This window comes from Streptomyces sp. NPDC017890 (genome assembly GCF_044328675.1).
In the GTDB taxonomy this organism is placed as follows: domain Bacteria; phylum Actinomycetota; class Actinomycetes; order Streptomycetales; family Streptomycetaceae; genus Streptomyces.
On sequence record NZ_JBIRHU010000053.1, the window covers coordinates 1 to 11,441 of the forward strand.

General features: G+C 63.8%; 11 protein-coding genes. 3 read left to right on the forward strand and 8 right to left on the reverse strand.

The window, feature by feature from the left end; genetic code table 11:
* The first annotated feature begins 153 nt into the window (after nt 1-153).
* Both ACH4F2_RS34685 and ACH4F2_RS34690 read left to right on the forward strand, forming a co-directional pair.
* On the forward strand, nt 154-735 hold the full coding sequence (locus ACH4F2_RS34685) for a hypothetical protein (RefSeq protein ID WP_073513684.1): 582 nt from the start codon (nt 154-156) through the stop codon (nt 733-735).
* 315 nt (nt 736-1,050) lie between these two features.
* Nucleotides 1,051-1,266: a hypothetical protein gene (locus ACH4F2_RS34690; protein ID WP_073513685.1), complete on the forward strand. Its 216-nt coding sequence runs from the start codon at nt 1,051-1,053 to the stop codon at nt 1,264-1,266.
* Between the two features lie 135 nt (nt 1,267-1,401).
* Here the strand turns inward: ACH4F2_RS34690 and ACH4F2_RS34695 are convergent, their stop codons facing one another.
* The 7 genes from ACH4F2_RS34695 to ACH4F2_RS34725 all read right to left on the reverse strand — a co-directional run bounded on the left by ACH4F2_RS34695 (nt 1,402) and on the right by ACH4F2_RS34725 (nt 7,307).
* Entirely contained in the window at nt 1,402-2,028 is a 627-nt protein-coding gene (locus ACH4F2_RS34695) for a TetR/AcrR family transcriptional regulator (RefSeq protein ID WP_081377650.1), read from the reverse strand.
* Between the two features lie 413 nt (nt 2,029-2,441).
* Nucleotides 2,442-2,882: a helix-turn-helix domain-containing protein gene (locus tag ACH4F2_RS34700; RefSeq protein ID WP_241199208.1), complete on the reverse strand. Its 441-nt coding sequence runs from the start codon at nt 2,880-2,882 to the stop codon at nt 2,442-2,444.
* 298 nt (nt 2,883-3,180) lie between these two features.
* The gene (locus ACH4F2_RS34705) at nt 3,181-4,464 is read right to left on the reverse strand and encodes an IS256 family transposase (protein ID WP_003945410.1); all 1,284 of its coding nucleotides are present in this window, start codon (nt 4,462-4,464) and stop codon (nt 3,181-3,183) included.
* Nucleotides 4,465-4,596: 132 nt separating this feature from the next.
* Nucleotides 4,597-5,364 (reverse strand): hypothetical protein, encoded by a 768-nt coding sequence (locus tag ACH4F2_RS34710; RefSeq protein ID WP_211919425.1) that lies wholly within the window; start codon nt 5,362-5,364, stop codon nt 4,597-4,599.
* A 106-nt stretch (nt 5,365-5,470) separates the two neighbouring features.
* Complete coding sequence (locus ACH4F2_RS34715) at nt 5,471-5,887, reverse strand: hypothetical protein (RefSeq protein WP_350834936.1); 417 nt, start codon at nt 5,885-5,887, stop codon at nt 5,471-5,473.
* Between the two features lie 94 nt (nt 5,888-5,981).
* Nucleotides 5,982-6,314 carry an NYN domain-containing protein gene (locus ACH4F2_RS34720; protein ID WP_350834938.1) on the reverse strand — a complete coding sequence of 111 codons (333 nt, stop codon included), beginning with the start codon at nt 6,312-6,314 and terminating at the stop codon, nt 5,982-5,984.
* A gap of 621 nt (nt 6,315-6,935) precedes the next feature.
* Nucleotides 6,936-7,307 (reverse strand): hypothetical protein, encoded by a 372-nt coding sequence (locus ACH4F2_RS34725; protein WP_351642795.1) that lies wholly within the window; start codon nt 7,305-7,307, stop codon nt 6,936-6,938.
* Between the two features lie 222 nt (nt 7,308-7,529).
* On the opposite strand from ACH4F2_RS34725, the gene ACH4F2_RS34730 reads away from it, so the two are divergent.
* Complete coding sequence (locus ACH4F2_RS34730; protein ID WP_050655204.1) at nt 7,530-10,559, forward strand: Tn3 family transposase; 3,030 nt, start codon at nt 7,530-7,532, stop codon at nt 10,557-10,559.
* Nucleotides 10,560-10,632: 73 nt separating this feature from the next.
* Here the strand turns inward: ACH4F2_RS34730 and merB are convergent, their stop codons facing one another.
* A complete protein-coding gene (gene merB, locus ACH4F2_RS34735; RefSeq protein ID WP_050655203.1) occupies nt 10,633-11,274 on the reverse strand; it encodes an organomercurial lyase MerB in 642 nt (213 codons plus the stop codon).
* Nucleotides 11,275-11,441: the final 167 nt, after the last annotated feature.

Sequence of the window (11,441 nt, forward strand, 5' to 3'; positions counted from 1 at the left end):
GCGCTTCTGCCCACATCTACCGATCTCTACCGATCTCTACCGCCCTCTATCCCGAAGGGTTCTTTCTCGCTCGCCCCAGGTGCCACACACCTCTTGCATTCAGGTGACGAGACTGACAATGTTTTCGGGCGACGAAATGTTTATGCTGACGAAATGGACCCGAACCTGTGCCCACGCTGCGGTAACTCGGTCACCGTCAAGCCACGTGGCCGGCCGGCCCGGTGGTGTTCGGATCGTTGCCGCAAACTCGCCTCCGAGGAGCGTCGCGCCGGCGAACGCGGCGCGATCGGGTTGCAGATCCGCGACCACACGCGGGTGGTGGAGAAACCGGTTCCGGAGCGGATGAGCGCGACCGTCGCGGCGGCCCGCGCGGCCGAGGACATCGACGCGGCACTGTCGGTGCTCAGCGCTCTGCAACGCAGGCTCGTTGCCGACGAGGTCGCCCTCACCGACCTCGACCGGCTGTACCGGGGTATCAACGATCTGCGGGCGACGTTCCGCCGAACCGTCCCCCCGCATGCCGTGGGCCTCATCAGTTACCGGACCGAAAGCCCCGCTGCGCCGGACCCGAAGACGGCGGTGCCCATCGTGCTGGGTAGTCCCCGCGCCTGCGCGGAAGTGATCGCCGCACTCACCGAGCGCGTGCGTACCGGCGACCTCGCCCACGACCCCCGGCACGACCGGACCCGGCGCGCTGTGGCAGACCTCATCCGTACCGCGCACGTCCGCCGATAGTTGCGCTGTGTGGGTGAGATGCACCGATCCGTTCACGACAAGGGTCGACGGGTAGGTGCGGCGTGGGCCGAACGAAATCATGTCGTCGACGTCCATGTCGCCGGCGCGGCGGAGGCTTGAAGCCGGCCGTTCCGGGCATTGATCCGCCAGGGTGGTACCGCTTCAGGCCCGCGCGGAGTCCACGAAAATGGTGTGGAATCAGCACTCGACGATGGCAGGCTCGCTGTCGTTCCCTCCACCGATGTACTGATGGTGATGGGATGGAGCCACCGTCGATGACGGTGGACTGGATCAGGGAGCGAGAGGAGAGCGGTAGTGGCGGCACAGCGAGGTGTGACCGAGGCGCAGGCGGATTCGGAGCTCGCCGCGCTCACCCCGATCATGGCGGTGGAGGGCCGCACGATGGACGAGCACAGCCAACAACTGCTCATGCAGCTGCTGCAGGAGAGCATCAGCCTGTGCGATGCCCTCGATGCGATCATCCGGCGACGATCCGATATCGCCTCGAGCGCACCCCCACCCGCCGACTGAGACCGCCCGGGGGAAGCCGGGTGTGCCCGTCCTTTCCGATGCCCTCGACGCTGTCCGATGCGGTGCAGCACGCGGTGGGGGTTTGCCGACCCGGCGCGGTTCGCGTCTTCGCCGGAGGTGTTGCCGGTCTCGATGTCAGATGTGGTTGGTCGCGATGGACGAGAAGTGCGCTGCGATGGCATCGTCGATTCGGGTCGACAGGCTGACCTCGTCGCAGTCCGCGGGAATCGCTTGTGTGGCGCCGATTGTTCCCGCCCACAGGTTCCAGGCGAGTCGATGTACCGCCGGGGTTTCACGGACGTCGCCGGCCTCGATGGCGCGTGCGACGAGGTCGTCGGTGTTCTCTACCCACCGCAGGTAGGTCTGGTGCGAGCCCTCGATCGAGGGTTCGAGGCTGAGTTTCATTCCGGCCCGGAGGATCTGGTTCGCGTCGAGGCGGCGGGCGAGTATCCGAAAGATCATCTCCACCTGCGCCAGGGCGGTAGATCGGGTCGCTTTGGCATCTGCGAAAGCGTGGTGCACCGCGCGGGACCATTCTTCGATGAGGTTTTGCGCCATCGATTCTTTGGATGCGAAATGGAAGTACATTCCACCTTTGGTGGTTTCGGCGTCGGCGATGACGGTGTTGACGTTGGCGAGTGTGTAGCCTTCGGCGTCGAATCGTGCGGCTGCCGCGGCGAGGAGTTTTCCTCGCGTTCGTTCGGCTCGAGGTTGCAAGGGTTTACGGTCGGCGACGACGTACGTCCCGTTGCGCTCGGTCATCTCACCAGTCCAATCAGGGTCGCTCGGTCTCGGGCGGTGCGAGGACCACCGCTCCGCAGAATTTCGTACAGCTCATTCCGAACGCCCGAGGGCACGACCGTGCGCGGCCCCGTACTCGCCATGCCCATCAGTGAACTCCCTTTTCCCGATCGTGGGCGGCAAAGCCGTCACATCTTTGTCGAGATCAATAGTGCCGAACAATCGAGGACCGTCACGGCCACAAGCTCACAAATCCCGATCGAGCGAGAGCAGCAGCCTCCGATGTAGCCGACCCCAAGTGTGGCGGCACCGAGAAACCCGACCCGACAGCGACCGACGAAACAGGAGCTTGGGCGTATCGGAATCGACCCAAATGGGTGGCGCCAGTCCCAGGACCCGCGCGAGGTTTCGGTATCGGTGGTCGTGTGTGAATCTCAGACTCGCCTTCGGCCGGACGTCAGATTTTTTTGGTGGCACCCGTCGCCCGCAGTGATTGCCGGACACTTCTCTGCGCGCCGCAAACGTTCGGCCATGTCGAGGACCAGCCCTGCGGACGATTCGGAAAGACCGTCCACGCAGGACAACAAGCGCCGCAGCGGCCCCTGTTCGAGCCGGTCGATGACGGCCGACGCGTCCGTGGACTCGCTGCCGGCCGGCCGAAAAAAGTAGTCGTGATCGACTCCGAAGTAATCCGCAAGCACGGCAACGACATCCGGAGAAGGGCTCGTCCGCAGACCTCGGCGTAACTGAGACAAGTAGGGCCGCGACATACGCCAGCCGCCGGCTGTCAGATCGTCTGCCACCTCTGCTTGGGTGACGGGGTGACCGAGTCGCGGTGAATCCTCGAACAACATATTCAACCGGTCAGCGAACATACGATTCCTCACGTCGAAAAGGCCGAAAACAGTACCGAGCGGAAAACGAGAACCAGGGGCCGACCGCCGCTCGGCACGCCGGGCACGCCGTGTCCGAACGGTTCCACCATGCGGGCACAGAATGCGAATTTCCCTCGACTTATCGCTGCGGTTGCGCACAATGCCCTGAACAGCCGACTCTCCCCTTCCCCATACCGACGGGCCGTCGGCCGATGCCGGCTCCCCAGCCGCTGAACCTTGGGACTGTATCGGATGAGATGGGTCTGTCCAGAAAACGGTGTAATTGATTGATTTCTAACTACTTTCGTCCGGCAGACAGCCGTCCGTCGAACGTTATCTCGAAGGCATTCAGTGCTGCCTTCCATCGGTTGGACCAGCGTTGGCGGGCGGTGCCTTTCGGGTCGAGGCTCATGATGGCCAGATACACGCATTTCAAGGCCGCGGCCTCGGTCGGAAAGTGTCCACGGGCCTTGATAGCCCTGCGGATTCGGGCGTTGACACTTTCGATGGCGTTGGTCGTGTAGATGACCTGCCGGATGGCGTTGTCGAATTGTAGGAACGGCACGAACTCAGCCCAGGCATTGGTCCAGAGCCTGATGATCGCGGGATAGCGTTTCTCCCATTTGTCACTGAACTCTGCGAATCGGTCGAGCGCGGCCTGCTCCGACGGCGCCGTGTAGACGGGTTTGAGGTCCTTGGCGATCTCGGACCAGTCCTTGCGGGAGGCATAGGCGTAGGTGTTACGGAGAAGATGGACCACACAAGTCTGCACGATGGTCTGTGGCCACACTTGCTCGATCGAGTCGGGTAGATGCTTGAGACCGTCGCACACGACGATCAGAACATCCTGCACACCACGGTTTTTCAGCTCGGACAACACCCGAAGCCAGTACTTCGCCCCTTCCCCGTCGCCGTGCTCACCGGCCCACAATCCGAGGATGTCGCGGGTGCCGTCGACAGTCACCCCCATCGCGACGTAGATCGGCCGGTTGGCGACGTTGCCCTCGCGAATCTTGACGTGGATGCAGTCGATGAACAGCACCGGGTACACAGGGTCCAACGGCCGGTTCTGCCACTCGGCCATGCCTTCCATCACCCGCTCGGTGATCGTCGAGATCGTCTGCTTGGACACATCGGCTCCGTACACCTCGGCCAGGTGTGCAGCGATCTCACCGGTCGTCAAACCCTTGGATGACAACGAGATCACCATGTCCTCCACGCCTGAGAGCCGACGCTGCCGCTTGGCCACGATCTTCGGTTCGAAGGAGGAATCCCGGTCACGGGGCACCTCGAGTTCGACCGGGCCGGCCTCGGTCAACACGTTCTTGGTGCGTCTACCGTTGCGGGAGTTGCCGCTGCCCCTGCCTGCCGGGTCGCTCTTGCCGTATCCGAGGTGGTCGTCCATCTCGCCTTCGAGCGCGGACTCCACGACTAGCTTGGTCAGCTTCGACAGCAATCCACCATCTCCGGTCAACTGCAGCCCTTCGGCTCGCGCCTGCTCGACCAGCTCTTTGAGCCGCGCATCGCTGATACCCGGCTGAGCCGAGTTCGTCTCTGTCTCACGATCAATCACATCAGTCATAGTGGCGTATCTCCTTTCAGAGTTACACCGTTGTTCTTACAGTCCCGATGAGATCGCGCCGCCCCCCGTTCGCCGGCTGAGACTGTTCGGGGAGGTGGGCCCGTCTTTTCCGGTGCCTCGACGGGTGTGGGTTCAGGTGTTGTTGCGGTGAGCGCGGCGCACCCGGTCGGCGTCGGTGATCTGTGTGCGCCAGTGGTGGGTGAGCCACATTTCGACGAGTTCGGCGGTGGTGTCGGCTTGTCGGGCCCAGTGGTGGAGCAGGTCGGTGTAGCGGGTGTAGCGGGCGACGGTGAACTGGGGGACCGAGGGGTTTTCCAGCCAGCCGTGCTGGAGCAGGGTCGACACGGATTGTTGATCGAGAAGTTGCGGTCGCCAGATGCTGTCGGGGTGGGTGGCCCAGCAGTACAACGAGAACAGTGACGGCCCGACGCCGGGGGTTTTCGGCCATCCGGACCATTGCCGGAACGGGCCGGCGTCGGTCAGCGCCGGGGATCGCTCGCACGCGGCGAACGCTTCGGTGATGACCCGGAACGGTTGATCCGGGGTGCTCGGGGTGCGGACGTCGACGAAGCGCCGTGCCCGGCCCCGGTGCGGGTGCGCGTAGAGCCACGCCGCGCACAGGTAGAGGGCGCTCAGATCCCGCCAACCGTCGACTTCGAGGGTGCCGCTCTCGCACTGAAGATCACTGCGGCTCAGATACGCTGTCCCGGTGTCTATCTGGTGTCCGTCGCGGTCGTGGCCGGCGATCCGCACCGGGATCCGGTGGCGATCGAGGCGGGTGTTCCACCAGTCGAGGTCGACGAGGGCCATGTCGTCGAGCACCGCAAGACCTTGATCGCGGGCGCTGCACCACCGAACGCAGTCGTCGGGAACGGTCAACGGTTCATCACGGGGGTCCATGGGAACATCGTGACAGTACCCACCGACAGTCCAGTGTGTTCGGAATCTGTTGCAGCACTGCATTTTTTCGCGCCGGTGCTCTGGTGTTCGTCGGGGTCGGTGTGTGTCAGCTTCGCGGCGTGGCGCAGGAGTGGTCGTACTTCGTCCAGAACCGTGCCCGCAACCGGTATCGGATCTTCTCGTCCAGGTCGTACTTCTGGGTGACGTCGCAGGCGTCCCGCAGAAGTGCGCGGTCGATGTCCGGTGGAATCGAGGGCCGCGCCGCCTGAAGTTCGAGTTGGTCCTCACCGGTCGCGCTTTCCTGAAACGCTGTGAGAACGCGGGAGACGACGTCGTCGATCAGTGGGCCGTGCTCGTCGTTGTCGTCACCGTACCCGTGCGGGTTGTGGGCGGGCGATCCCGTTGAAACACTGTACGCCAGAACCGATGTCGGTCGCGGCGTTGTCGGGGTGTGCTGAGGCCTCGCGAGGTCGAGGGGAGTGCGAGTGGGCGGGTGCGCCGCCGCTGCGGTCGTCGTCGACATCGACGGCCGGTGCGGGGGTCTCGGCGCCGGCCCGGGGTGGCGATCGACTTTGACCACTGCGGCATCGAGCGCCGCGCCGTCGATGTTGTCGAGGTCATCGGCCGCGGACCAGATGCCGGCTCACGCCGTGCGCTTTACCGTCGGCGGTCGGTACCGCGAGCAGCAGGACCTGCACTCCGTGCACCTGGGCCTCTTCGACTGCTTCGGCGAGGTCGTCGTCGCCGGAGACGAGGAAGAACACATCGGATGCCCTGTTGCGGGCATGGGCCACCAGGTCGAGGCCGATCCGAAGATCGACGCCCTTCTGCTCGCCGTTGACGCCGAACCGTCCGAGTCGGAGCTTCACTTTCGGGAGTTCGCCGATGCGTTCCTGCTGCGCGTCCGGGATCCCGTTGCGGGCAGAGTCGTACCAATACACCCGCAACATCGGCAGTTCGAGTAGAGCGCCGGCGAGCCTTTTCGATGTCCTTCTGGGATTCCTGGCCGAATATTGTTCTGAAATACCAAGGCACGTCGTTGTTTTCGCGCTGATTCCAGATTATGAGCTGGTTGTGGCAGGCGTTGCGTAGCGCGACTTCGAGGTAACCGAGGTCTTCGAACACTGCAGCGCTGATGCGACTGTTCCATTCGTAGAGATCCAGTGCACCTTCGATGTCGTCTCCGGCCGCGGCCTTGTACGGTGCGAGGCGTTCGGGAGTGAGCAGTGTATTCAGGCTCTGGATCAGGGCTGTGGAACGGTTGGGCATCTCACTCCGGCGGTTCTGTAGAGCTTTGATGTGGAAGTGCTGTAGGATTATTATCGAAGACCCCGGATCGGCCTCTGCACTATGTGCATGTCACCGGGGTTTTGATCATTTCCTGGGTAGCAGTGCTGTGTCGCCGCACTTCTTATGTGGGAGTGGAGAACGCAACCGAACTTCGCGGCCGGACCCGATGTCCGCAGCTCTGTGGGTATTTCGAAGCATGAAATCCGTCCTCCGGTTCGATAGCGGAAGTCCCCATCCGGCGGCAAGGAACTGTCGCGATCACGGCGCCTAAGCTCTTTTATCTAACCGTCGATGAGTGTGCGGATCTGATCGAGGATCTCAGCAGCCTTCGCGTCGTCTGCATCGGCAACTTCGAGAAGGAAAGTATCGTTCGATGCTCCCGGTTCGAGAACTGCGTCGATCACCTTCCCTACAGCCGAACTCTTTGCGTATATGCGCACTTCTTCCCATTGTCGCGGCTGCGGGTTGCTGTCGATGGTCTGCTTGGGGTAGTACCCGAGACCAACTCCCGCCAAAGTTGTACCTACTTCAGTTAGGACGCGCGGTCCAAGCTTCCGGTAGTCGAGCATTTCCCTCAAGTCTTGTAGTGAGGCCACTACGAGCCCAAGTTGGTCTACTTCTGACTTGAGATCATCGATATTTGAATATTCCATTTTATCCTCTTCCTTAAATGTTTCTTTAGCGGGTTTATCATATCACAAGATAAATAATATGATGAAACTGATTGGTTTGTTAATGCGGTACGGGTTCCGAACCGTGTCTCGCGGACCTGTCGGGTTTCGGCTAAATCGGGGGTCGGGGAGCAGATCCGCCCAATCCGGCGCTAAGCACGGAAACATCGAGCGGTGCTGGGCTGTAGGTGATTTCATGTCGGCGTGACCGATGAGGGCGGCTACGGCCGGTTCGGGGCGTTGTCCCGTGTTGAGCTGGAACGGTTCTTCTACCTCGATGACGAAGACCGGAAGCTGGTCGCGGGTCGGCGGCGGGACTACAACCGGTTAGGGTTCGCGCTTCAGGTCGTGACGGTCCGGCAGCTCGGGATGTTCCTGGCCGATCCGCTCGACGTGCCCCCGGAGCTGGTCGAATATCTCGCCGAGCAGTTGGGTATCGAGGATTCCTCGTGTGTGAAGCAGTACACCGAGCGGGACAAGACCAAACTCGAACATGCCTGGGAGATCCAGCGCGAGTACGGGTTGACCTCGTACAGCGAGGTCGAGTCGGAGTTGGCGGCGTGGGTCTCCGACCAGGCGTGGGTGACCGGCGACGGACCGAAAGCGATGTTCGCCGGCGCGGTCGACTGGCTACGTAAACGCCAGGCGTTGCTGCCGGGTCTGCGCACGTTGGAACGTTTGGTCACCGAGGGTCGCCAGGCCGCTGATCAGCGGTTGTGGGGTCAGCTGACCGATCAACTGACCGCCGGTTCGGCTTCAGCGCTGCTGGCGTTGCTGACCGCGCCCGAGGGCAAGCGCCGTGTCAGCGAGCTGGAACGGCTTCGCCGGGGCGTGTTCCGGACCAGTTCCAAAGGGATGCTGGCGGCATTGGACCGCCTCGCCGAGCTTATCGCGGTGGGAGGGCAGTCCCTGGATGTGTCGATGGTTCCGCAGCGCCGGGTGATTGGTCTGGCCACCTATGGATTGTCGAGCAAGGCTCCTGCGTTGCGGCGCCTCGAGCCCCGCCAGCATCGGGTGGCGGTGATGGTGGCCACGGTGAAAGTGCTGTCGGGCCGAGCGACCGATGACGTGCTGGAGTTGTTCGACCTGTTGATGGTCACGGATCTGATGTCGAAGGCCGAGCGGGAATCGCGTGAGGAGAAGTTGCGCCGGTATCCGCGGGTGTCGCGTCATGCGGGCAAGCTCGCCGCGGCGGTGAAGGTGCTGTTGGAGATGACCGAGGTCGAACCGGACCTGAGCTTGGAGATGATGTGGGATCTGATCGAGAACACCGCGACCAAGAGCGAGCTCCGTGCCGCTGTCGCGGTGATCGACGAGCTGGTTCCGGTGGATGACGTCGAGTTGAACGAGCAGCGCCTGGAAGAGTTGGCGGGGCGCCTGGCCACGGTCCGGGTGTTCCTGCCACCGATGATGCGCACCGTGGTGTTCGGGGCCACCGCGGACGGTGCGGCGGTGCTGGCGGCGATGAAGACCCTCGCCGAGTTGATGTCGGCGAAGTCGAAACTGTCCGCGAGCTGGCTCGATGCTCGTCAGGTCGACCACGATCTCATCGGTGGCGGGTGGAAGCGGCTGGTCTATCGCGAGGGCCGCCCACCGGAAACTGTCGACCGGGCCGCCTACACGCTGTGCCTGCTCGAGCAGTTCCATCGACATCTCAAGCACCGCAACATCTTTGCCCCGCACTCGACGCGATGGCGTGACCCGCGAGCCCAGTTGCTGGCCGGGCCCGCGTGGGAACGTTCCCGTGAGGCCGGGATGAACGCGTTGAACCTGCCCGATGATCCGGGTTCGTTGCTCGGCGAGCATGCTGCCGCGGTGGACACCGCCTACCGTGAGGTCGTCGCGCGGCTCGATAGCGACGGTCCGGCGACGGTCGATGAGGATGGCCGTCTGCATGTCGCCTCGTTGAAGGCGGAGCCGGATCCGCCGTCGCTGGTGGATCTGCGCCGGCGGGTCCAGGCCATGGTGCCCGAGGTCGACCTGCCCGAGCTGGTCCTGGAAGTCATGTCGTGGGTGCCCGGGTTCGCCGAGTCGTTCACCCACGCCTCGGGAAATGGTGCCCGCGTCGCCGATCTGGGGTTGTCGGTCGCCGCGGTGCTGTGCGCGCATGCGATGAATGTGGGTTTCAAGCCGGTGACCAGCCCCGGTGTGGACGCGCTGACTCGTGACCGCCTGCACCACGTCGATCAGAATTATGTTCGTTTGGAGACGTTGACCGCGGCCAACGTGGAGTTGGTCAAGGCCCAAGCCGAGATCGAGTTGGCGCAGCTGTGGGGTGGTGGGCTGCTCGCCTCGGTCGATGGCATGCGGTTCGTGGTTCCGGTCCGCACGATCCATGCGAGACCGAACCCGAAGTACTTCGGCCGTAAACGGGGTATTACCTGGTTGAACATGCTCAACGACCAGTCCGCCGGGCTGGCGGCCAAGGTGGTGTCCGGCACGCCACGCGACTCGTTGAACTTCATCGATGTCGTGCAGCTTCAGCAGGGTGGCCGCCGGCCCGAGGCCATCATTACCGATACCGGTTCCTATTCCGACATCGTGTTCGGTTTGGTGCATTTGATCGGCAAGCGGTATCGGCCGCAGTTGGCGAACCTGCCCGATCAGCGGTTGTGGCGGTTCGACCAGGGCGCCGACTACGGCCCGCTCAACCAGGCCGCACGGGGGCGAATCGACACAGGAAAAATCGCCGCGCACTGGGAGGATATGTGCCGGGTCGCGGTGTCGATCCATGAGTGTGAGGTCTCCGCTCACGACGTCACCCGCATGATCTCCCGTGACGGGAACCCCACCCCGTTGGGCCAAGGGATCGCGCACTACGGGCGGATCTTCAAAACCCTGCACATCCTGCGCCTGGCCGACGACGAACCGTATCGGCGCGAAGGCAAGGCCCAGGCCAACCTGACCGAGGGCCGCCACGACCTGGGGCGTCGCATCTACCACGGGAAGAAAGGGGAGATGACCCGCACCTATTACGAGGGCATGGAAGATCAGCTCTCCGCGCTCGGGCTGGTGCTCAACTGCACGGTTCTGTGGAATACGTTCTACACCAACCGCGCTCTGGAACAGCTACGCGCCCAAGGCTATCCGGTGCTCGACACCGACGCGCAGCGGCTGTCGGCGTTCATCCGCGCCCACATCGGCATCGACGGCCACTATGCCTTCCACCTGCCCGACTTCGGCGACCGCCACCGGCCCCTGCGCGATCCCGATGCCCCCGACAAGGACGACTGAGCACGTTCGGAACTCACTGGACAGACCGACCCGTTCTGTCATGTCCAGGCTTTCGGGTGGCCGGCGGGTCGGGTCAGCAGCTGCAGCTGGGCGGGGTGTCGCCTGTCAACAGTTGCTGGGTCAGTGGGCGGCCCAGGGCGTAGGCGTCGACGACCGGCAGGACGGTGGCGCCCGGGTGCGTGTCGAGCCACCCTCGGGCGGCGTCGGCGCTGGCGAAGAAGTGGACCTGGTTGCAGAACGCGGTGCGGATGGAGTCCGGGGCGTCGGGGGTGACGACCGAGACGACGGCGGTGGCCGGGTCGAGGTGGGCGACCCGGTCGGGTTCGACGGTGAGCCGTACCGGGGTGCCGGAGGTGTGGCAGGGGGAGGTTACCTGGGCGGTGCGGCCGAGGACGGCGGGGAAGATCAGGGTGTCCAGGGCACACCAGGTGTACAGCGTCGCGCCGCCGGTCTCGAAGCGGTGCGGGGTGGGCTTCAGGGTGATGCCGCTGCCGATGATCCGGCCGTGCTCGTCGTATTCGGTGTCGGGCATGGCTTGTAGGGCGTGGCGGATCTCCTCGGCGCTGCGGCCGGTGGCGGTGGCGAGCTGGTCGAGGGTTACGGGTTCGCCGTGGGCGAGCAGCCGCAGCAGCGACGGCCACAGCCAGGGCTGGGTATGAGCGGTGCCGAGAGTGTCGTTGAGACGGTCGGCGAGTTGCTGGATCGGGCTGTTCATGAGTGTGGGCTCCTTGTCTGGTTCGGACCCGGGGCAGGCCGGTATCTGGGGGAAACGTCCAGGGCCACAGCGTTTTCGGTGGTGTGCGCCGGGTGACTTGGCGGGGTGGCTTCGACGGTAGGGTCTGTCCCCGGGGTGAGGGTCAAGCCCGCAGGTCGCATCCGCAG